This window comes from Achromobacter sp. 413638, assembly GCF_043119405.1.
Taxonomy (GTDB): domain Bacteria; phylum Pseudomonadota; class Gammaproteobacteria; order Burkholderiales; family Burkholderiaceae_B; genus Achromobacter.
The window spans coordinates 1-20,552 of sequence record NZ_JBICCO010000066.1; the positions used below are offsets into that span (position 1 = coordinate 1).

General features: G+C 68.4%; 19 protein-coding genes. 4 read left to right on the plus strand and 15 right to left on the minus strand.

Annotated elements, in window-relative coordinates; translation table 11 throughout:
• Positions 1-82 precede the first annotated feature (82 nt).
• From ACEU5R_RS22800 to ACEU5R_RS22860, 13 genes are all read right to left on the minus strand, one after another.
• The gene (locus ACEU5R_RS22800; protein ID WP_103274557.1) at positions 83-790 is read right to left on the minus strand and encodes an ABC transporter ATP-binding protein; all 708 of its coding nucleotides are present in this window, start codon (positions 788-790) and stop codon (positions 83-85) included.
• Between the two features lie 4 nt (positions 791-794).
• On the minus strand, positions 795-1,517 hold the full coding sequence (locus tag ACEU5R_RS22805; RefSeq protein ID WP_392411853.1) for an ABC transporter ATP-binding protein: 723 nt from the start codon (positions 1,515-1,517) through the stop codon (positions 795-797).
• Positions 1,498-2,475: a branched-chain amino acid ABC transporter permease gene (locus tag ACEU5R_RS22810; RefSeq protein ID WP_392411855.1), complete on the minus strand. Its 978-nt coding sequence runs from the start codon at positions 2,473-2,475 to the stop codon at positions 1,498-1,500. Before ACEU5R_RS22810 ends, ACEU5R_RS22805 begins: the two co-directional genes overlap by 20 nt.
• A 7-nt stretch (positions 2,476-2,482) precedes the next feature.
• The gene (locus ACEU5R_RS22815; protein ID WP_392411857.1) at positions 2,483-3,334 is read right to left on the minus strand and encodes a branched-chain amino acid ABC transporter permease; all 852 of its coding nucleotides are present in this window, start codon (positions 3,332-3,334) and stop codon (positions 2,483-2,485) included.
• Positions 3,335-3,388: 54 nt separating this feature from the next.
• Entirely contained in the window at positions 3,389-4,639 is a 1,251-nt protein-coding gene (locus ACEU5R_RS22820; protein WP_103274561.1) for an ABC transporter substrate-binding protein, read from the minus strand.
• A 224-nt stretch (positions 4,640-4,863) separates the two neighbouring features.
• The gene (locus ACEU5R_RS22825) at positions 4,864-5,670 is read right to left on the minus strand and encodes a putative hydro-lyase (protein WP_103274562.1); all 807 of its coding nucleotides are present in this window, start codon (positions 5,668-5,670) and stop codon (positions 4,864-4,866) included.
• A gap of 107 nt (positions 5,671-5,777) precedes the next feature.
• Entirely contained in the window at positions 5,778-6,683 is a 906-nt protein-coding gene (locus ACEU5R_RS22830; RefSeq protein WP_103274563.1) for a LysR family transcriptional regulator, read from the minus strand.
• An 80-nt stretch (positions 6,684-6,763) separates the two neighbouring features.
• Positions 6,764-8,113 carry an amidase gene (locus tag ACEU5R_RS22835; protein WP_103274564.1) on the minus strand — a complete coding sequence of 450 codons (1,350 nt, stop codon included), beginning with the start codon at positions 8,111-8,113 and terminating at the stop codon, positions 6,764-6,766.
• Between the two features lie 68 nt (positions 8,114-8,181).
• Positions 8,182-8,865, minus strand: coding sequence for a DUF2848 domain-containing protein (locus ACEU5R_RS22840; protein WP_392411860.1), 684 nt, complete (start codon positions 8,863-8,865; stop codon positions 8,182-8,184).
• Positions 8,866-8,992: 127 nt separating this feature from the next.
• The gene (locus ACEU5R_RS22845) at positions 8,993-10,276 is read right to left on the minus strand and encodes a TRAP transporter large permease (RefSeq protein ID WP_103274566.1); all 1,284 of its coding nucleotides are present in this window, start codon (positions 10,274-10,276) and stop codon (positions 8,993-8,995) included.
• Positions 10,273-10,893 carry a TRAP transporter small permease subunit gene (locus tag ACEU5R_RS22850; RefSeq protein WP_392411862.1) on the minus strand — a complete coding sequence of 207 codons (621 nt, stop codon included), beginning with the start codon at positions 10,891-10,893 and terminating at the stop codon, positions 10,273-10,275. Before ACEU5R_RS22850 ends, ACEU5R_RS22845 begins: the two co-directional genes overlap by 4 nt.
• A 173-nt stretch (positions 10,894-11,066) precedes the next feature.
• Positions 11,067-12,113, minus strand: a complete 1,047-nt coding sequence (locus ACEU5R_RS22855) for a TRAP transporter substrate-binding protein (RefSeq protein ID WP_392411864.1) — start codon at positions 12,111-12,113, stop codon at positions 11,067-11,069.
• Between the two features lie 468 nt (positions 12,114-12,581).
• On the minus strand, positions 12,582-13,490 hold the full coding sequence (locus ACEU5R_RS22860) for a LysR family transcriptional regulator (RefSeq protein WP_392411866.1): 909 nt from the start codon (positions 13,488-13,490) through the stop codon (positions 12,582-12,584).
• A gap of 68 nt (positions 13,491-13,558) precedes the next feature.
• On the opposite strand from ACEU5R_RS22860, the gene ACEU5R_RS22865 reads away from it, so the two are divergent.
• Positions 13,559-14,494: a DMT family transporter gene (locus ACEU5R_RS22865; RefSeq protein WP_103274570.1), complete on the plus strand. Its 936-nt coding sequence runs from the start codon at positions 13,559-13,561 to the stop codon at positions 14,492-14,494.
• A 175-nt stretch (positions 14,495-14,669) separates the two neighbouring features.
• Positions 14,670-15,860, plus strand: a complete 1,191-nt coding sequence (gene fabV / locus ACEU5R_RS22870) for an enoyl-ACP reductase FabV (protein WP_392411892.1) — start codon at positions 14,670-14,672, stop codon at positions 15,858-15,860.
• A 39-nt stretch (positions 15,861-15,899) separates the two neighbouring features.
• On the opposite strand, the gene serB is transcribed toward fabV, so the two are convergent.
• Both serB and ACEU5R_RS22880 read right to left on the minus strand, forming a co-directional pair.
• Entirely contained in the window at positions 15,900-16,634 is a 735-nt protein-coding gene (gene serB / locus ACEU5R_RS22875) for a phosphoserine phosphatase SerB (RefSeq protein WP_392411868.1), read from the minus strand.
• 19 nt (positions 16,635-16,653) lie between these two features.
• Positions 16,654-17,562: a LysR substrate-binding domain-containing protein gene (locus ACEU5R_RS22880; RefSeq protein ID WP_392411869.1), complete on the minus strand. Its 909-nt coding sequence runs from the start codon at positions 17,560-17,562 to the stop codon at positions 16,654-16,656.
• A 252-nt stretch (positions 17,563-17,814) separates the two neighbouring features.
• Between ACEU5R_RS22880 and ACEU5R_RS22885 the strand changes: the two genes are divergently transcribed.
• Together ACEU5R_RS22885 and ACEU5R_RS22890 are read left to right on the plus strand one after the other, a co-directional pair.
• The gene (locus ACEU5R_RS22885; RefSeq protein ID WP_103274573.1) at positions 17,815-18,891 is read left to right on the plus strand and encodes an ABC transporter ATP-binding protein; all 1,077 of its coding nucleotides are present in this window, start codon (positions 17,815-17,817) and stop codon (positions 18,889-18,891) included.
• A gap of 13 nt (positions 18,892-18,904) precedes the next feature.
• Entirely contained in the window at positions 18,905-20,551 is a 1,647-nt protein-coding gene (locus ACEU5R_RS22890) for an ABC transporter permease (RefSeq protein ID WP_392411871.1), read from the plus strand.
• Position 20,552: the final 1 nt, after the last annotated feature.

Below are 20,552 nucleotides of genomic sequence, written 5' to 3' on the forward strand. Positions count from 1 at the left end.
TTTTCTTTGCCCTGACGCCATCCCGCCACCCGCCCGATGAGCGGGTGGCCGGACCGGAAAGCGGCTCACGCCGCCCTCGCCTTCACATCCCCAGATACGCCTTGCGCACCTCGTCCGACGCCGCCAGCTCCGCCGCCGAACCGGACAGCGCCACCCGCCCGCTCTGCATCACATAGGCGCGCGCCGCCACCTCCAGCGCCTGCGTCATATTCTGCTCGACCAGCAGCACCGACAGGCCATGGTCGCGATTGAGCGCGGCCAGCGCGTCGAACACCTGCTCGACCAGCAGCGGCGACAGGCCCAGGCTGGGCTCGTCGATCAGCAACAGCCTGGGGCCGCTCATCAGCGCGCGGCCGATGGCCAGCATCTGGCGCTCGCCGCCCGACATGGTGCCCGCCAGCTGCTCGCGCCGTTCCTTCAGACGCGGAAACAGGCCATAGACCTGCTCCAGCCGCTCGCGATAGACCCGCTCGTCGCGCACCGTGTAGGCGCCCAGCCGCAGGTTCTGCTCCACCGGCTGGCGCGCGAACACGCGCGCGCCCTCGGGGATCATGGCGATCCCCTGCGTCACCAGCCGGTCGGGCGGCGTGCCCGTGATGTCCCGTCCCTCGAAGATGACGCGGCCGGCCTTGGGCTTGACCGAGCCCACGGTGGCCAGCAGCGTGCTGGACTTGCCGGCGCCGTTGGCGCCGAGTAGCGCGGCGATCTCGCCGGGACGCACTTCCAGGGAAATCTCCCGCACCGCCTGCACGCCGCCATAGGACACGCTCAGGTTCTCGATCTTCAGCATCGCCTCATGCACGGTGCTTCCTCCCCAGGTAGGCTTCGATGACGGCCGGGTCGCGCACGATGTCCTGCGGCGCGCCCTCGGCGATCATCTGTCCGAAATTCAGCACCAGCACGCGCTGCGCCAGCCGCATCACCACTTCCAGCACGTGTTCGACGATGATCAGCGTAACCCCCGCCGCGTGGATGCCGCGCAGGATCTCGGCCAGCGCGATGGCCTCGGCCGGATTCAGGCCGCCGGCGACCTCGTCCAGCAACAGCATGCGAGGCTCGGTGGCCAGCGCCCGCGCCAGCTCCACGCGCTTCTGGCCGGCCACGTTCAGCTCGGCGGCCCTGACGCCGGCGCGGTCCGCCAGCCCCACCAGCTCCAGCACCTTCATGGATTCGCGGCGCGCGTCCGGCAGCCGGGGATGACGCAGCAAGGCGCCCACCATGGCGTTCTCCAGCACCGTCATCTGGCCGAAGCTGCGCGGGATCTGATAGGTCCGCACCAGCCCCATCGCCGCCACCTGCTCGGGGCGCTTGCCGACCATGGACTGGCCGTCGAACACCACCGAGCCCGAGGTGGGCTGGTGGTGGCCGACCAGGCCATTGAACAGGGTGCTCTTGCCCGCGCCGTTCGGCCCGATGATGGCGACGATCTCGCCGGCCTGCACCGACAGCGAGATGTCCTTGTTGGCCACCAGGCCGCCGAAGCGCTTGGTCAGATTCTCAACGTCCAGCAGAGCCATGGCGCTTCCTCAAGGTAATCAGGCCACCGGGCAGGAACATGGTGACCAGCAGAATGGCCAGCCCGAAAATCAGCAGGTCCAGGCCCAAGCCCGAGCTGCCCCACAGCACCCGCGTGCCTTCCGACAGGGGCAGCAGCACGGCCGCCCCCAGCCACGGACCCAGCAGCGTGCCCACGCCGCCCAGGATCGTCACCAGCACCACCTGCACCGACATGGTCAGGCTGAACATGGACTCCGGATCGATGAAGCCCACGTACATGGCGAAGAATCCGCCCCAGACGCCCGTCATACCGGCCGACAGCACGAAGGCCAGCATCTTATAGCGGTCGGCGGCCACGCCCAGGCTGCGCGCGGCGGCCTCGTCGCCGTTGATGGCGCGCCAGTAGAAGCCGGTCTTCGAATGCACCAGGAAGTACGTGGCGCAGAACGTCAGGAACGCCAGGCCCACGGCGATCCAGTAGTACGGCACCTTGCTGCGGAACAGCAGCATCCAGGCCGCGTCGCCGATCGGGGCCTCCAGCCCCACGGCGCCGCCCGCCCAGTCCCAGTTGATCATCAGCAGCAGACCGATCTGGAGCAGCGCGATGGTGGCCATGGCGAAGTAGTGGCCCGACAGGCGCAGCGTCGGCCCGCCCACCAGCCAGGCCAGGCCCGCGCTGATCAGCCCGCCCAGCGGGATGCCCAGCAACGGCGTGAGCTTCAGGTGATGCAGCAGCAGCAAGGTGGTATAGCCGCCCACGCCCACGAACACGGCATGGCCGAAGGAGATCCGCCCCAGGAAGCCGCCGACCAGGTTCCAGCACGCGCCCAGCGCGCCGAACATGATCGCCAGCAGCAGCACCTGCAGCGTGAAGGAATCGGTGACCACGGCGGGCACCAGGGCCAGGCCAAGCGCCAGCAGCGCGGCCACCGCCAAGGGCCATTTCGGCGAGGTGGAAATATCAGCAGGTTTGTTCATCGCCATCTCACCACCGTCCGAACAGGCCCTTGGGCCGATACCAGAGAACCAGGATGAACAGGATGAACACGCTCACCGTCTTCAGCGCCGGCGCGACGAAGTAGCCCGTCATGGCCTCGATGATCCCGATCAGGATGCCGGCGATGAACGCGCCCGGCAGGGAGCCGAACCCGCCCATGCACACGGCCACGAAGGCCAGCAGGCCGAACACCGTGCCCACCGAGGGAAACACGTAGAAGAACGTGGTCAGCAGCGCGCCCGCCACGCCGACCGCGGCGCTGCCCAGCATCCAGACCTGGGCATTGACGCGGTCGGGCGATATGCCCACCATCGCCGCCACCTGGCGGTCTTCCGCCACCGCCTGCAGGGCGTGTCCCCAGCGCGTGCGATAGACCAGGACGAACAGCACCGCCACCAGCAGCAGCGCCACCAGACCGGTGACGACCTGCGGACGGCCCAGCGAGACGCCGGCCAGCGACACGCTGCCGGACACCAGCGTGTCGGGCAGGCTGCGATAGTCAGGGCTGAAGGCGATGAAGGCCAGCTGGCGCAGCACCAGGCCCAGGCCGAAGGTGGCCAGGATGATGGCCATGGCCGGCCCCTTCTGCAGCCGCCGGATGATGAGCGCGTAGGTCATGAAGCCGACGAAGGCCAGCGCGATGGCGACCAGCGGCGCGGACATCGTGGGATCGATATGACCGAGGGTGAACAGCCAATAGGCGGCATACATGCCGAGCATCAGGAACTCGCCGTGGGCGAAATTGATGACGTCGGTGATGCCCCAGATCAGCGCCAGCCCCACCGCCACCGCGGCATAGATCAGGCCGTTGAACAGGCCTGCCGAGAGAGCTTCGAACATGAGGGACTCCTGCGGCGGGCGCGACGGCCCGCCGCTGCTTGCAAGTGATGCGGCTTATTTCCAGCTGAACGGCAGCGTGGGCAGGCTCTTGTCCGAGCGGTACTTCTCCGGCCACACGGTCTGGTAGCCGGCGCCCTTCAGTTCCAGGATCAGGCCGGCGCCCTTGGTGTTCTGCCCCTTGGCGTCGAACTTCACGCCATCCCAGGGCATGGCCACCTGCGATTCGCCCAGGTCGGTCGCGGCCAGCGCCTTGCGGATCGCCTCGGGATCGGTGGAACCGGCCCGGTTGATGGCGTCGGCCAGCACCAGCACGCCCTGCATGGAACGCGCATTGTTGCCGTTCAGGTCCTTGCCCGTCTTGGCCTTGTACATGTCGTTGATCTTCTTGAGCCCCGCCTTGGCCGCGGCCACGTCGTTGCCCCAGACATCGCGCGACAGCACGCCCTGCACCTGCGGCCCGACTTCCTGCACGAAGCGTGAATCGATGAAGCCGGCGTCGTTGGCCAGCAGCACCGGCGGCGCGTACTTGCTCTCGCGCATGGTGCGCACGAACAGCATGGCGTCGGACGTGTAGCTGGCGAAGATCGCCACGTCGGGCTTGGCCGCCGACAGTTTCTGCACCTCGGCCGTGACCGAGGCCGAACCGGCGCTGTAGGCGATATTGGCCACGACCTCGCGCTTGTATTGCTTGGCGAACTTCTCGACCGCCTTGTAGGTATTCACGCCGAAGTCCGTGTTTTCGTACACCACGGCGATCTTGGTGGTCGGGACGGCCTTCACGCCGTCCAGGAACTGCATCATGTTCTCGATGAAGGTGTCATCGTTGGGCGAGGTGCGGAAGAACCACTTGTAGCCGCGCTCGGTCAGGTCCGGGCTGCTGGACTCGCCGTTCAGGTAGGGAATGCCGCGCTGCTCGGCGATGCGGCTGGCGGTCTTGGTCACGGCGGATTGGTAGGCGCCGGTCAGGGCCACCACCTTTTCCTGATCGATCAGGCGCTGGGCGTCGGCCAGCCCGACTTCCGGCTTGCCCTGGGAGTCGCCGAACACCACTTCGATCTTGGCCCCGCCCAGTGCCGGCAAGCCGCTGCCGGCAGCCAGCGGGATGCCTTCCAGTTCGGGATGCGGATTATTGACGATCTCCACGGCCAGCTCGACCGCGGCCTTGATCTCGGCGCCGGTGGACGCCAGCGCGCCGGACAGCGGATAGATCGCGCCGATGCGCACGGTCTTCTGCTGCGCCGAGGCCGGCACGGCGGACAACAGGGCCAGACTTGCGACCACACCCGCAATGAGCTTCATCTTCATTACTGAACTCCCGGAATAAGCCTGATGGCTGAACATGCACGGGGCTGGACGCCCCGCCTGGTTACGTTTCGTCCGGCGGCAAGACGCCCTCCTCCGCGATCGCGGAAGATGCCGGCACTCGTTCGTTGTCGCCTTTTCCCCTTGTCCTTTGATGGATCGTTATGAAGGCAGAACAAAAATAGCGCTTAAGGCCGCCGCTGGCTAGCGGGGCTTATGCTCAGATATCAAAGTATCGCCATCTGGCTGTTGACCAGATCCGTGACCAGCATGTGGCCCGGCGCGTGGGTGATGCAGAATTCCGGCTTGACCGCAGCCACCACCGACTGCGGCGTGACGCCGCAGGCCCAGAACACGGGAATCTCGCCCGGCAGGATCTCGACCGCGTCGCCGTAGTCGGGCTTGGCTATATCTGCGATACCGATCAGGGACGGATCACCCAGATGCACCGGCGCGCCATGCACCGAGGGAAAACGCGAAGTGACCTGGATGGCGCGTATCGCGTCCGCCGCCTTCAGGGGGCGCATGGACACGACCAGGGGACCGCCGAACACGCCGGCGCGCTGCGTCGGCACGTTGGTCCGGTACATGGGCACGTTGCAGCCCTGCTGGATGTGACGCACAGGCAGGCCGTTGTCCAGCATGGCTTCCTCGAACGAGAACGAGCAGCCGATCAGGAAGGACACCAGGTCGTCGCGCCACCAGTCGTGCACGTCGGTGGGCTCGGCCACCAGCTCGCCATGCTTCCAGACGCGATAGCGCGGGATGTCGCTGCGGATGTCGATGTCCTGCCCGAGTTCCGGCAGCGAGGGATCACCCGGCTCGGACATGGCCAGCAAGGGACAAGGCTTGGGATTGCGCTGGCAGAAATGCAGGAAGTCGGCCGCCAGCGCGCGCGGCAGGATCGCCAGGTTGGCCTGCACATGGCCGGGCGCCAGGTTGGCGGTGGGGCCGGTGAACCGGCCGCTGCGGGCGTCGAGCCGCGCCTGGCGGGCCAGCGCGACACTGTCGCGCGCCACGGTGATTGCATTCATGTTGATCCCCTTGAAGCTTGTTTGGTATGGGGAGCATTGCACCGGAACTCGCCGCGTCCGTCTAATCACATGTTGCGATAGACCCCGATCAGAAATCCTTATCAGGGTTATGCCGGATGGCGCTGCGCTTCCTCGCGCGCAATCTGCTGCGCCGCCTCGGCCACGGTGCGCGGCACCTGGCTGTCCGGCCCCTGCATCCAGCAGGCGGTGTAGTGCAGCGGCGGCACCTCGCCGTCCTTCACGTCCAGGATCCGCAACTCGCCCTGCGCCAGCTCGCGGCGCAGGATCACCGGCGCGATCAGCGCCGTGCCGATGCCGTCCAGCGCCATGCGCACGATCACGCTGAGCGCCGAGCTGCCGTACATGCGAGGCGACTCCACACCGGCCTGCAACAGCATCTGCCGCGCCGCGCGGTGCGGATCGGTGGTGGAGGGATAGGTGATGACGGGCCATTCGGCCAGCCGCCTGAGCGAGATCGGCTGGCGGCCGACCTTGAGCTTGGGGCTGGCCACCCAGCTGAGCGGGTAATTGCACAGGTACAGATTCTCGACCCTCGGCTCTTCCATCGGTCCGAGCAGGAAGGCCAGGTCGATCTGGCGCGAGGCCAGCTGCGCCTTGAGCACCGTGGTCGTGTCGACCTGGATCTCCACCATCAGCCCGGGATAGGCGTCGTGCAGGTGCTCCATGAGCCTGGGCAACCAGGTATGGACGATGGTTTCGGACACGCCCAGCCTGAGCATGCCGCTCATCACGCTCTTGGCGCGCGCGGCCTCCTGCATGTCGCGCCGCATCTGCAGCATGCGCTCGGCGTGGGACAGCAGTTCACGCCCCTTGGCTGTGAGCTTGATGCCACGCACGTCGCGGTCGAACAGGCGCACGCCCAGGTCCGATTCGAGCGAGGCGATGCGTTGGGAAATCGCGGGCTGGGTGGCGCTGAGCTTTTCCGCGGCGGCGCGAAAGCCGCCCAGCGTGGCCACCCAGAAAAACGTCTCGATGTTGCGCAGGTCGATCATCGGGTCCGGACCCTGGCTGGTACAGCCGCCATCTTAGCGCCGGCACGGCGCGCGCCCAAGGCCCGCGCCGTGATTCGCGATCAGCGAACGGCCAGCAGATCCTCGACCGACAGGCCGATGCCCAGGATGCGGCGGTCGGCGCCGTTGCCGCCGGCGATCATCAGGCCCACCGGCGCCGTGCCGGGCGCCTGGCACGGCAGCGACAGGGCGCAGCCATCCAGGAAGTTGATCAGCGTGGGATTGCGTAGGATCAGGCCGTTGGCCGCGTAATAGGCTTCGTCCGATGAAGCCAGGTCGGCCACCGCGGGCGCGACGATGGGCGTGGTCGGCAGGATCAGCGCGTCATAGCCGGCGATGCGCTGGTCCACGCCCGCCACCCAGGCTTCGCGGGCGTCGAGCAGGTCCAGGTAGTCGGCGGCGCTCATGTCCTTGCCGCGCAGGATGCGGGACACCACGCGCGGGTCATAGCGCTTGCCGGCGCGGGCGATCAGGTCGCGGTGCCAGGCCCAGGCCTCGGCCGCGGTGAAGCCGCCCTTCGAATTGATGGCGCCCAGTTCCGCGAATTCCGGCACCTCGATCTCGTCGATCAGCGCGCCGGCCTCGGCCAGCCGGGCCAATGTGCGCGCGAAGGTGTCGGCCACGTGCTTGTCCATGGCGTCCAGCGCCAGCGTGACCGGCACCGCCAGCCGCAGGCCGCGCAGCGGCAGCGGCGCGGGCGCCGGCTCGTTGTCGCCCGACAGGATGGCGTCCAGCTCGGCGCAGCAGCGCACGCTGGCGGCGATGGGGCCGATGGAATCCAGGTTGGCCGACAGCGGCAGCACGCCGGCCATGGACACGCGCCAGGCGCTGGGCTTGAAACCCGTCAGCCCGCACAGCGCCGCCGGGATCCGCACCGAGCCGCCGGTGTCCGAGCCAATGGCGGCGGCGGCCATGCCGTCGGCCACCGATACCGCCGCGCCCGAAGAGGAACCGCCCGGAATGCGGCCGGTGGCGCGGTCCCAGGGGTTGAGCGGCGTACCGTAGTGCGGATTGATGCCCAGGCCCGAGTACGCGAACTCGGTCATGTTGGTGCGGCCGACGATGACCGCGCCGGCGGCGATCAGCCGGTCCACCACCACGGCGTTGTGCTCAGCGGCAGGCTCGCCTTCGCGCGCCACCGAGCCGGCCATGGTGGTTTCTCCCTTGACGTCGAACAGGTCCTTGATGCTGACGGGCAGGCCTTCCACCGCCGAGCGGACCACCCCGGCCGCGCGCAGCGTGTCCGAGGCGCGCGCCTGGGCCAGCGCCGATTCGGCGTACAGCCGGGTGTAGGCGCGGGCGCCCTCGCCCGCCGGATCCGTGGCGCGCGCCAGCGCCTGTTCGGTCAGCTGGACGGAGGTGGTGCTGCCCTCTTCGAGGGCCGTCGTCAGTTCATTCAAGGTCAATGGCATAGCGATCCAAAGCGCCGCCGCGCGGCATGAGAGAAATACAGACGTGTCAGGGACTATCCGGGCCGGCCTCAGGCCACCACCGGCAGTTCCTCGACATGATACCGGTGCCGCAGGCTGCGCTGACGGCGCGGGTCATACAGTTCCATGCTGAAGTCGGCCGAAGGGCGAATGCCGCCGATGGCGCCCACGGTGCCGCAGGTCATGCCGGCGCCTTCCGGCAGCACCGCCGCGCCGCCGGTGTAGCCGGCGATCAAATCCTGGGGCGTGCGCAGGCTGGCCAGCAGGCCTTCCTGGTACAGCACGCGCTCGCCGTTCTCGACGATGTACGAGCGGATCACCAGCTCGTCCCAGTGGCCGGCCACGTCGGCCAGCGGCCAGGCCGCGCGCGCCACCGGCTTGACGCAGACCTGCTTGGACAGCGCCACGCTATAGGTTTCCAGCTTGCGGTCGGTGTGGTCCGAGGCGATGCTGACGTACATCTCGCCATCCACGGCGAACACGAAGGTCTCGACCTCGCCGGACGAGTCGCCGCCCACGGCCTGCACCGTGTCGGCCTGGGTCAGCTGGTTGTCGGCGATGCGGTAGTACAGCGGCACGCTGGTGGGACGCGGCACGCCGATGGCCGCCAGTTCCTCGATGTGATGCTCGATGGCGGCCATGTCGCGCCCGGCCCAGCCGGCGACGATCAGGGTGTTGAAGTCGACTTCCACCTGGCGGGGATTCGAACCTTCGATCTGGAATACGGCTTTCATGTCTGTCCTGCCAATGAATGATGAATGGGATGGCCCGCCGCGCGGGCGCCCGCCCCGCGTCGGGGCGATGGGAACCCCGGGGCGGCAGGGCCGCCGCCCGGGAGGAATCAAGGGGAAATGCGCGTATCTAGCCGAAAGCGCGCGGCAGCCATAGCGCCACGTCCGGCCACCATGCCAGCAGCGCCAGCATCACGGCCATGGCCAGCACGAACGGCAGGCTGCCGACGATGACCGCGCCCATGGAACCGCTCTTGCGCAGGCTCTGCACCACGAACAGGTTCAGGCCCACGGGCGGCGTGATCAGCGCGGCCTCGACCAGGATGATGATGACGATGCCCAGCCAGATCGGGTCGTAGCCCAGGCCGATCATGATGGGCGCGACGATGGGAATCGTCGTGATCATCATGGACAGCGTCTCCATGAAGCAGCCCAGCACCAGGTAGAACACGATCACGATCAGCAGCATCCAGCCCGGCGACAGCCCCAGGCCGGTGATGGACTGGGTCAACGCGTCGGTCAGGCCGGTGGCCGACATGACGAAGTTCAGGAAGCTGGCGGCGATCACGATCAGCATGATCATGGCCGTGGAGCGCATGGTGCCTTCCACCGCCTCGCGCAACATGTTCCAGGTCAGGCGCCGGTACCAGGCGGCCAGCACCAGCGCGCCCAGCACGCCCAGCGCGGCGGCCTCGGTCGGCGTGGCCAGGCCGGCGTAGATCGAACCCACCACCAGCAGGAAGATGCCCAGCGGCGGCGCCAGATGGACCAGGCTGGCCATGCGCTGGCCCCAGGTCGCGTGGATCTTCTTGCCCCCCCAGGACGGCTTGGCCACGCAGGCGATCACGACCGTCAGCATGAACAGCGCCGCCATGGCGAAGCCCGGGATGATGCCGGCCAGGTACAGCTTGGGCACGGACGAGTTGGTCAGCACGCCGTAGATGACCAGGTTGATGGACGGCGGGATCAGGATGCCGAGCGTGCCGCCGGCGGCCAGACTGCCCAGGAACAGCGGCTCGTTGTAGCCGTACTTGCGGATCTGCGGAATGGCCACCGTGCCCACCGTGGCGGCGGTCGCCACGCTGGAGCCGGACGTGGCCGAGAACAGCGTGGACGCGCCGATGTTGGCGTGCATCAGCCCGCCCGGCAGCCACGACAGCCACAGGCTCATCGCCCCGTACATGCGCTCGGCGAAGCCGGCGCGCAGCAGCACCTCGCCCAGCATGATGAACAGCGGAATCGCCACCAGCAGGAATTCATTGTTCGAACTCCACGACAGTTCGCCGATGGCGCGCGACAGCGGCAGCATGGAGAACAGCGGGTCCAGCGTCAGGCCCAGCACGCCCAGGGCGGCGCCCACGGGAATGGACAGGCCGATCAGCACCAGCAGAAGAATCAGGGCGGTGGCGATCATGCGGTTTCTCCCTTGACCATGCGCTCGCCGGCGGCGGCTTCCTCATCGGCCTCTTCCTGCGCCGAACGTACGCCGCAGATCTGCTTGACCAGTTCGATGTCGCCCGTGACCAGCGCGGCCGAAGCGCGCGCCAGCATCAGCGCCACCGTCAGGCACATCCAGGCCAGGCCCAGCAGCCACAGACCCTGCGGAATCCACAGCGGCGTGGCCAGGGGCGTGTTGGCGGCGGACTTCTGCGCCCAGGAGGTCTGCACCATGTCATAGGCGTAATAGGTCAGGAACACCATGAAGACGGCCAGCGCCACCAGCGACAGCCAGTCCAGCACGGCCGACAGCCGCACCGGCAGGAATTGGTAGAGCACGTCCACGCGCACGTTGGCGCGCTGCAGCGTGGCGAAGGCCAGCGCCCAGGACGTGCTGATGGCGAAGGCGTAGCTCGACAGTTCGTCGGCGCCGCCGGTCGTGAAGCCCAGGAACTTGCGGGCCAGCACGTCGAAGGAAATGAGCAGGACGCTGGCGATGGTCAGCGCCCCGCCCGCCCAGACGGCCACGCGCGAGCAGCTTTCGGCGCGGCGCAGCAGCCCGCCGAGCAGGCGGAAATGTTCGGTAGAGGTCATCGGTCTTGACTCCGCGAGGGGGTCGCCCGGCGCGGGGCGCCGGGGGTGGAAACGCCGGGAGCCGGCGCCGCCCCGCCCGCGAGGGCCGGCGACGCGCGGTCCCGGTTACGTGCTCGACGTCATTCGCGACGTCACTTGCGCGATGTCACTTGCGGGACATCGCAAGCGGGACATCACTTGCTGGCGGTCACGCCCAGCGTCTTGCCGACGGTGGCGTTGAAGTCCTTGACGCACTGGGCCGAGCAGCGCGCGGCCCACTTGGGCAGCACGGCTTCCTGCGTGACCTTCTTGAGCAGGGCGCGGTCGGCCTCGGACGGCTGCACCAGCACCATCTTGCCCTTGACCGGATACGGGCAGGCGGCGGCGCCGGTATTGCAGTCATAGCCTTCCTGGGTCTGGCGCGCGGCGGCGTCCCAGATGTTGTCGACCAGCGTCTTCACATTGGCCTGCAGGAAGCTGCGCACGGCTGGATCCAGCTTGTCCCAGGCCTTCTGGTTGACGGCGTGGATCTGCTGGTTCCAGTTGATCGGCAGCGCGTACAGGTGCGTGGAAACTTCGTACCACTTGGCCGAATAGCCGGACAGCGAGCCGGTGATGGCGCAATCCACCACCTTGTTCTGCAGCGCCGGCACCACTTCGCCGAAGGCCATGGTGACGCTGGAGCCGCCCAGCGCCTCGACGAACTCGGCGGTGGTGCGGCTGCTGGTGCGGACCTTCTTGCCCTTCAGGTCGGCCAGGCCCTTGATTTCGGCGTTGCAGAACAGCACCTGGGCCGGATAGGTGGAAATGCCCAGCAGCTTGACGTTGTTGCCCTCGCCGTACAGGCGCGCATAGACCGGCTCGAAGGCATTGGTGACGGCGCGCGCGGTCTGCGCGTCCGGCGCCAGGCCGGCCAGGTCGATGGCTTCGTTGATGGGGTTGTCGCTGGCGAAGTACGACAGCGTGGCGGTGCCGAACTCGATCACGCCCTGCGACATCAGGCGCAGCAGCTCCGGACCCTTCAGGCCCATTTCATTGAAGCCCTTGATGTCGGCCGTTACCTGGCCCTTGGACAGCTCGGGAATGGTCTTGGTCCAGAAAGGCTTTTCGTAATCGTTGTAGGCCGTCAGGTTCGACAGGCCGCCGACGACCTTCAGCTGCGTCTTGGGCAGGTCCTGGGCGTGGGCGGCGCCGGCCAGCAGGCCGGCCGCCATGGCGGCGCATACGAGGGTTTTCTTCATGGATCAAGCTCCTGGCTGCGGGAATGTCTGCCGCGCGCGGGTCCCCGTTGGCCCTGGCTGCGCGCGGCCGCGAATGCGGAACGCGAATCGCGAGCGCCGGCCCCGTGGCTGTATGCGGGGCCGCCGGAACCGCCTCGGTCCGGTTCCGCCGCGGCGCGCGAAGCCTGGCTTCGCCGCCGCCCGGAACCCGTCCGCTGCCCTTCCCCGCTATCCCCGCGCCGCCTTTACGGGCGCTCGTTATCGATGTGGCGGCATTGCACCGTCCGGGACGCGCAGCGTCCAATCGTATGTTGCGATGCCGAGGTATAAATATTTCTTTGGTCTGGCGCGCGACAGCTGGCTTATTACCCGCAAACCCAGTGCTGGCGCGGCTTTGCAGCCCAACGGCAATATCGCGCGATGGCCGCGCGGCGCGCCTGGGCCGCGCCTGTCCACGGGAAAACACCTAGGGCCGCCGGCCCGGTCTGATTAGCCCGCCAGCGTTCCATCGGTGGCCTGCGCGGCCACTTTCTGCGCCATCTGCGCGATCAGGCGCACCGCATGGCTGTCCGGACCCTGCACCCAGCTCGCGGTGAAACTCAGCTCGGGCAGCGGATCGGCCTCGACCCGCAGAATGCGCAGCTCGCCGCGCGCCAGTTCCTTGCCCAGGAACACCGGCGCGATGACGCTGGTGCCGATGCAGTCCTCGGTCATGCGCACCATCATGGACATGGATGCGCTGCCGTACATACGCGGCGCGGCCACGCCGGCGCGCGTGAGCATGTCGCGCACCACGCGGTACGGCGCGCTGTTGGACGGATAGGTGATGATGGGCAGCCGCGCGATGCGCTCCAGCGTCACCGGCTCCGGCCCCAGGTCCAGCTGCGGATTGGCGACCCAGGCCAGCGGATAGGTGCACAGCGGCAGGTTCTCGACCCGCGCCTCCAGCACAGGCCCCATCAGGAAGGCCAGGTCGATCTGCCGCGACAGCAGATGCGGGCGCAGCACGTGCGTGGTGTCGACCTCGATCTCCAGCACCAGCGCCGGATAGGCGGTGTGCACCAGTTCGATGAGCGTGGGCAGCCAGGTCTGCACGATGGTCTCGGCCACGCCGATGCGCACGGTGCCGGACATGACGTTCTGCTCGCGCGCGGCCTCGAACATGTCGCGGCGCACCTGCAGCATGCGTTCGGCATGCGACAGCAGTTCGTGGCCCTTGCCGGTGAGCTTGACGCCGCGCGCCTCGCGCTCGAACAGCCGCACGCCCAGGTCGGCCTCGAGCGAGGCGATGCGCTGCGATACCGCGGGCTGTGTGGTGTTGAGTTTGTCCGCGGCGGCCCGGAAGCTGCCCAGGGTGGCGACCCAGAAAAAAGTCTCGACGTTGCGTAATTCGATCATGGCCCTATCCGTCTGGCGCGATGAGCGTATCATGTCAGCCGCCCAACCGTCCCCCACAGGAGTTGTCCATGACCCCGGCCGCTACCGGTCGCCCGCGCCCCGCCGCGCCCGCCACCCGCGGACCTTTGATCGGCGTGCTGCTGCTGGTCCTGTCCATGTGGACGCTGTCCTGTCTGGACGCCAGCGGCAAGTGGGTCATGAACGCAGGCGTGCCGTTGCTGCTGCTGTCCTGGTTCCGCTATGCCGTGCACCTGGTGCTGGTGCTGGCCCTGGTGCTGCCGGCGCGCGGCCTGGGCGTGCTGCGCAGCGTGCGGCCGCGCGAGCAGCTGGTGCGCGGCGCCTCGATGTTCCTGGCCACGCTCATGTTCTTCACCACGCTGAGCTACATCCCCCAGGCCGAGGCCACCGCCATCAACTTCCTGGCGCCGCTGCTGGTGCTGTCGCTTGCGCCCTGGATCCTGAAGGAGCCGGCTCGGCTGTCGCGCTTCGTGGCGGCCGGCATCGCCTTCGTCGGCGTCATCATCGTGATCCGGCCCGGCGGCGGCCTGGATCCCACCGGCACCGTGTTCGGGCTGCTCACCGCCTGTTGCTTCGCCGCCCAGTTCATCGCCACCCGCCGCGTGGCCGGCGACGACCCGTTCACCTCGCTGATCTGGAGCGGCGCCGTCGGCACCGCCTGCCTGACCCTGGCCCTGCCCTTCATCCTGCCGCCCGCGCTGCCGGTGCTGCGCGAGCTGTCCCTGCTGGACTGGAGCCTGCTGATCTCCACCGGCATCACAGGCGGCCTGGGCCACCTGTTCCAGATCGCCGCGTACCGGCGCGCGCCGGCCTCGACGCTGGCGCCGTTCATCTACCTGCAGATCATCAGCGCCACCACCGTGGGCTGGCTGGTCTGGGGCCATTTCCCGGACCCGCTGACCTGGCTGGGCATCGCCGTGATCTGCGCCAGCGGCATGGGCATCGGCCTGGTGGAATGGCGGCGCGGCCGGGCCGCCGCCCGCTAGCCCCGTACTAGCAAGCCGCCGGCATCCCGTCAACTGGCCGCCCCGGGCCCGGCTCCCGTACAATGCCCGTCGCATTTTCGCTTCCGACCCGCCGGCCCCGCGCCGGATTCCAGACTTGAGGCCCCGCATGGTCCAATCCCCGCCCGATAACGCGCCCGCCCAGGACGGCGTGCGCCTGGTCATCAAGCCCCGCGTGCGCGGTTTCATCTGCGTGACCACCCATCCCGCCGGCTGCGAGGCCAATGTGCGCCAGCAGATCGACTACGTGCGCAAGCAGGGTCCCATCGCCGGCGCGCCCAAGCGCGTGCTGGTGATCGGCGCGTCCACCGGCTACGGCCTGGCCGCGCGCATCAGCGCGGCCTTCGCGGGCGGCGCGCAGACCCTGGGCGTGTTCTTCGAGCGCCCGTCCGAGCCATCCAAGCCGGGCACGCCTGGCTGGCACAACAGCGCCGCCTTCCACCAGTTCGCCCAGGCCGAGGGCCTGTACGCCCGCAGCATCAACGGCGATGCCTTCTCCGACGAGATCAAGCGCCAGGTCATCGAGGCCATCCGCGCCGACCTGGGCCAGGTCGACCAGGTGGTATACAGCCTGGCCGCGCCGCGCCGCAGCCATCCGCGCGACGGCAAGGTCTACACCTCGGTGCTCAAGCCCGTGGGCCGCTCCGTCACGCTGCGCGGCCTGGATACCGACCGCGAGGTCGTGCGCGAATCCACGCTGGAACCGGCGACGCAGGACGAAATCGACGCCACCGTCGCCGTGATGGGTGGCGAGGACTGGCAGATGTGGATCGACGCGCTGCTCGAAGCCGGCGTGCTGGCCGAGGGCGCCACCACCACGGCCTTCACCTACCTGGGCGAGCGCATCACCCACGACATCTACTGGAACGGCTCCATCGGCGCGGCCAAGAAGGACCTGGACCGCAAGGTGCTGGACATCCGCGCCAAGCTGGCGGCGCGCGGCGGCGACGCCCGCGTGTCGGTGCTCAAGGCCGTGGTCACGCAGGCCAGCTCGGCCATCCCCATGATGCCGCTGTACCTGTCGCTGCTGTTCAAGGTCATGAAGGCCGAAGGCACGCACGAGGGCTGCATCGAACAGGTCTACCGCCTGTACCGCGATGGCATCTGCGGCCCCGCGCCGCTGCGGGACGAGGAAGGCCGGCTGCGCGTGGACGACTGGGAACTGGCGCCCGCCGTGCAGGCGCGCGTGCAGGAACTGTGGAACCAGGTCGAGACCGCCAACATCAACGCATTGACGGACTTCGCCGGCTACAAGTCCGACTTCCTGCGCCTGTTCGGCTTCGAGGTCGAGGGCGTGGACTACGAAGCGCCGGTCAATCCGCACGCGCGCATCGACGGACTGGCCTGAACCGCGCCGGCCCGGCGCTTGCCCGGGCCGCGCACCCCGCTAGCCCGGCGTGAAGAGTTGCAGCAGGCGGTCCAGCCCGCCTGCCTCGATGGTCACGTCGGCCTCGCGCCGCACCGCCGGCTTGGGATGGAAACCCACCGACAGCCCCGCCGCCCGCATCATGGGCAGGTCGTTGGCGCCGTCGCCCACGGCGATCGCCTGCTCGGGCGCCACGCCCAGCCGCGCGCAGACCTCCAGCAGCTTGTTCTTCTTTTCCTCGCCGTCGCAGATGTCGCCCCAGGGCTGCGGCAACAGCCGGCCGGTGAGCCTGCCGTCGCGCGTCTCCAGCACGTTGGCGCGCACGTCGTCCAGCCCCAGGCGCTGGCGCAGCCGGTCGGTATAGCAGGTGAAGCCACCGGTCGCCAGCAGGCAGTAGAGGCCGGCGCGCTTGCAGGCGCCGATCAGTTCCTCGGCGCCAGGGTTGAGGGTGAGGCGTTCGTCATAGACCTGGTCCGCCAGCGCCTGCGGCATGCCGGCAAGCAGCGCCACCCGCTCGCGCAGGCTTTGCTTGTAGTCGCTGATCTCTCCGCGCATCGCGGCCTCGGTGATCGCCGCCACCTCGGCGCCGCGCCCCATCAGCGCGGCCATCTCGTCCAGCGTTTCAATGGCGACCAGCGTCGAGTCCATGTCGAAGGCGATGACGCGGTAGGCCGACAGCGGCGCCGGCGTCCAGGGGCGGCGCAGGCTCAGGCCGGGATAGGCGCAATTCGCGGTCGGGTCGAAGGGTTCGGACATGAGGATTTCCTTGCTTGCGCTATGCGCCACGGGACGGCTCGGTCCCCTGCCCGCACAGCCAGTGGATGAATCGTTGCGCGGCCGCCGCCGCCGGCCCGTCGGGACGGTACAGCGCATGGATGCCGGCGTTGGGCAGCTGCGGCTGCGCGAACAGCGGACGCAGCCGGTCAGCGGCGATGTCGTCCTGCAGCAGGCACCACGGCGCCAGCGCGATGCCCAGGTCGTTCATGGCGGCCTGCATGCAGAGGAAGTGATGGTCGAACACCGGCCCGGGCAATTGCGCGGGCACGTCGACCTTGGCCAGCGCGAACCAGCGCGGCCAGTAGTCCATGCCGCCCGCGACCTTCAGCAGCGGATGGCCCAGACAGTCGGCCGGCGCGGCCAGCCGGTTGCGCTCGATGAAGCGCGGCGAAGCCACCGGCACATGGAAATCGTCCAGGCAATGCACGCAGCTCAGCTCGGCGTGCGCCATGTAGCCATGGCGCAGCAGCACGTCGCTGCCGGCGTCGCCGCCCCGGTCCAGGAAAGAACGGCCCTGCGTGGTCAGCTGAACATCGATGCCCGGATGCAGCGCCTGGAAGCCGGACAAGCGCGGAATCAGCCACTTCATGGTCAGCGACGGCGTGGCGCAGACCCGCAGCGTGCCGGTAAATCCCGGTGCACGCAGCTTGGCGGTGGCGGCGGCGATGCGCTCCAGGCTGGCCTGCACTTCCGGGAAATAGGCCTGGGCGCAGGGCAGCAGCGCCACGCCGCGCGCCTCGCGCGCGAACAGGGGCTGCCCCACATGGTCCTCGAGGATGCGGATCTGCTGGCTGACCGCGCTGTGCGTGATGCTCAGTTCATCGGCGGCGGCCGTGAAGCTGCGCAGCCGGGCGGCCGCCTCGAATACCCGCAGCGCCTTGAGCGGCGGCAGGCTGTGACCGGCCATGTCAGGCCGCGCCCGCCCGCCGGCCTGCGCGGCGCGAGTCTGTGCTGCGATTTCCCACGGTTTCCCTTGTCGTGTCGTTATTTTTCCGGTCCACGGCCCGCTCGGTGCGGGCGCGCGTCCATGCAGCGGCATTCTAGGGGATAGCGGCGGCGCCGACCTCTTAGAAAAACTAACGCCACGCCTTAAGAAACGTCGCTGGTCGCGCCGGTTGACGCTTCCTATCATGCCGGCTATCCCTCGCAGGAATCCAACATGGCATCGATCACGGTAGACGGCATCGTCAAGACCTTCGGCGGGCAGCAGGTGCTGCGCGACCTTTCCCTGCACATCCCGGACGGCGCGTTCTATACGCTGCTGGGGCCCAGCGGCTGCGGCAAGACCACGCTGCTGCGGTGCATCGCGGGCTTTCACGCGCCCGACGGCGGCCGCCTGCTGTTCGACCAGGACGACGTGACCCGCGTGTCCGCCCACCGCCGCGACATCGGCATGGTGTTCCAGGACTACGCGCTGTTCCCGGACAAGAGCGCCTTCGACAATGTGGCCTACGGCCTGCGGGCGCGCGGCGTGGCGCGCGCCGAGATCACCCGGCGCGCCAACGAGGCGCTCGACAAGGTCGGGCTGCTGGCGCTGGCCCAGCGCTACCCGGCGCAGATGAGCGGTGGCCAGCGCCAGCGCGTGGCGCTGGCACGCGCCCTGGTGATCCGGCCGCGCGTGCTGCTGATGGACGAGCCGCTGTCCAACCTGGACGCCAAGATGCGCCTGCAGATGCGCGATGTGATCCTGGACCTGGTGCGCGAGGCCGGCATCACCACCGTGTTCGTCACGCACGACCAGGAAGAAGCGCTGGCCATGTCCGACCGCATCGCCATCATGGACCACGGCCGCATCGCCCAGCTGGGCACGCCGGAGGAACTGTACGGCACGCCGGTCAATGCCTATGTGGCGGACTTCATCGGCTCGGCCAACGTGATCCCGGTGCCGGCCCAGGCCGTGCCGGGCCAGGCTCCGCAAGGCCTGGTGCGCTACCAGCTGTGCGGCCGCGACTTCGACGGCGTGCAGGGCGCGGGCAGCCTGGACGCGCGCGGCGTGCTGATCGCGCGGCCCGAGGAACTGGCGTTGATGGCGCCCGCGCCCTACGTCCCCAACACCCTGCCCGGCAAGGTGCTGCGGCGCCAGTACCTGGGCTTCAAGACCGCCTACCGCATCGCGCTGGAGGACGGCTCGGAACTCCGCGTCGAACTGCACGCGGGCAATATGGTCGCCCAGTTCCAGCCCGGCGAGGCCGTGCAGGTGCTGATCCCCGCCGACAGCCGGGTCGTGAACGCCTGAGGACGCGCCAGCCATGAAAATCAAATGGTGGCCCTGGGGCCTGCTGACCGCGATCAGCCTGATCCTGCTGCTGTTCTTCGTGCTGTATCCGCTGGGCGTGCTGTTCGCCAACAGCGTCACCGGCCCGGACGGCGGCTATACGCTGCAGGGCTTTCGCGCGCTGCTGGCGGACTCGCAGTACCTGGAGGCCTTCGGCAACACGCTGATCCTGGGCCTGGCCGTCACCGCCTGCACCGTGCTGGTGGGCGTGCCCTTCGCCTACATTGTGGCGCGCTACGACTTCCCGCTGAAGAACCTGGTGGCCATCCTGCCCGTGCTCACCATCGTGATTCCGGAGATCATCGTCGGCCAGTCCTGGCTGCTGCTGCTGGGCAACAACGGCCTGCTGACCAACCTGCTGGGCGACGCCGGCATCTCGCTGCCTTCGTTCTATGGCTGGACCGGCATGGTCTTCTCGATGACGCTGGTGTACTACACCTACATCTACCTGGGCGTGCTGGCCGCGTTGCGCGGCTTCGACGGACAGCTGGAGGAAGCCGGCCTGAGCCTGGGCACGCCGCCGCTGACCACCAAGCTGCGCGTGCTGGTGCCGGTGCTGCTGCCGGCCGTGCTGGTCAACGCGCTGGTGGTGTTCACGCTGGTGGTGGGCAATTTCGCGCTGGCCATGCTGCTGGGCAGCCGCGTGCCGCTGCTGTCGGTCATGACCTACAACACCTTCGTCAGCGAAATGGGCGGCAGCCCCACGCTGCAAAGCGCCATGTCGGTGGTATCCATCGCCATCGTGGCCATCGTGCTGTTCTTCCAGAAGCGCGTGGTCGAGCGCAAGGTCTACACCATGACGCAGGGCCGCGCGCCGGCCGCCGTGCGGGTGCGCTCGTGGGCCTCGATCTTCTACACCGGCGGCGTGGGTCTGGTGATCCTGGTGTCGCTGCTGCCGCTGATCATCGTATTCGTGGCCGCCTTCACCAAGACCAGCGGGCCGGTCATGCACTGGGGCAGTTGGTCGCTGGCCAGCATGCAGCGCGCGCTGCACGGCGCGCCCGAACCCATCCTGAACTCGCTCAAGTTCGCTTCGCTGGCGACGGTGCTGGGCGTGGCCTTCGCGGTGCTGGTCAGCTACCTGACCATCAAGAAGCGCAGCGCCTACACCCAGGCGCTGGACTACATCGTGGTGCTGCCGCTGACCATCTCGGGCACGGTGCTGGGCATCGCGCTGGTGCAGACCTTCAACACCGGCTGGCTGGTGCTGGCCGGCACCTCGGCCATCATGGTGCTGTGCTACACGGTGCGGCGCCTGCCCTTCGCCGTGCGCAACGCCTCGTCGGTGCTGTTCAACATCCCCGACTCGATCGAAGAAGCCTCGATCAGCCTGGGCGTGTCGCCGCTGATGACCTTCTTCAAGGTCGTGCTGCCCGCCATGAAGGCCTCGATCATCTCGGCCGCCCTGCTGATGTGGCTGACCACGATCTCCGAACTGTCGGCGTCCATCGTGGCCTATAGCGGCGGCCTGGAAACCATGCCCATCGCCATCTTCCGGCAGGTCGACGGCGGCCGCCTGGGCATGGCCTCGGCCTATGGCGCCGCGCTGGTCACCGTGATCGTGCTGCCCATCATCGTGTCGGTGAAGGCGTTCCGCATCAAGCTCTTTTCCGGCAAATAAC

Excerpts from the sequence above, each read along its gene's own strand:
- ACEU5R_RS22800 (WP_103274557.1), bottom strand. The coding sequence starts at position 790 with ATGCTGAAGATCGAGAACCTGAGCGTGTCCTATGGCGGCGTGCAGGCG.
- ACEU5R_RS22805 (WP_392411853.1), bottom strand. The coding sequence starts at position 1,517 with ATGGCTCTGCTGGACGTTGAGAATCTGACCAAGCGCTTCGGCGGCCTG.
- ACEU5R_RS22810 (WP_392411855.1), bottom strand. The coding sequence starts at position 2,475 with ATGAACAAACCTGCTGATATTTCCACCTCGCCGAAATGGCCCTTGGCG.
- ACEU5R_RS22815 (WP_392411857.1), bottom strand. The coding sequence starts at position 3,334 with ATGTTCGAAGCTCTCTCGGCAGGCCTGTTCAACGGCCTGATCTATGCC.
- ACEU5R_RS22820 (WP_103274561.1), bottom strand. The coding sequence starts at position 4,639 with ATGAAGATGAAGCTCATTGCGGGTGTGGTCGCAAGTCTGGCCCTGTTG.
- ACEU5R_RS22825 (WP_103274562.1), bottom strand. The coding sequence starts at position 5,670 with ATGAATGCAATCACCGTGGCGCGCGACAGTGTCGCGCTGGCCCGCCAG.
- ACEU5R_RS22830 (WP_103274563.1), bottom strand. The coding sequence starts at position 6,683 with ATGATCGACCTGCGCAACATCGAGACGTTTTTCTGGGTGGCCACGCTG.
- ACEU5R_RS22835 (WP_103274564.1), bottom strand. The coding sequence starts at position 8,113 with ATGCCATTGACCTTGAATGAACTGACGACGGCCCTCGAAGAGGGCAGC.
- ACEU5R_RS22840 (WP_392411860.1), bottom strand. The coding sequence starts at position 8,865 with ATGAAAGCCGTATTCCAGATCGAAGGTTCGAATCCCCGCCAGGTGGAA.
- ACEU5R_RS22845 (WP_103274566.1), bottom strand. The coding sequence starts at position 10,276 with ATGATCGCCACCGCCCTGATTCTTCTGCTGGTGCTGATCGGCCTGTCC.
- ACEU5R_RS22850 (WP_392411862.1), bottom strand. The coding sequence starts at position 10,893 with ATGACCTCTACCGAACATTTCCGCCTGCTCGGCGGGCTGCTGCGCCGC.
- ACEU5R_RS22855 (WP_392411864.1), bottom strand. The coding sequence starts at position 12,113 with ATGAAGAAAACCCTCGTATGCGCCGCCATGGCGGCCGGCCTGCTGGCC.
- ACEU5R_RS22860 (WP_392411866.1), bottom strand. The coding sequence starts at position 13,490 with ATGATCGAATTACGCAACGTCGAGACTTTTTTCTGGGTCGCCACCCTG.
- ACEU5R_RS22865 (WP_103274570.1), top strand. The coding sequence starts at position 13,559 with ATGACCCCGGCCGCTACCGGTCGCCCGCGCCCCGCCGCGCCCGCCACC.
- serB (WP_392411868.1), bottom strand. The coding sequence starts at position 16,634 with ATGTCCGAACCCTTCGACCCGACCGCGAATTGCGCCTATCCCGGCCTG.
- ACEU5R_RS22880 (WP_392411869.1), bottom strand. The coding sequence starts at position 17,562 with ATGGCCGGTCACAGCCTGCCGCCGCTCAAGGCGCTGCGGGTATTCGAG.
- ACEU5R_RS22885 (WP_103274573.1), top strand. The coding sequence starts at position 17,815 with ATGGCATCGATCACGGTAGACGGCATCGTCAAGACCTTCGGCGGGCAG.
- ACEU5R_RS22890 (WP_392411871.1), top strand. The coding sequence starts at position 18,905 with ATGAAAATCAAATGGTGGCCCTGGGGCCTGCTGACCGCGATCAGCCTG.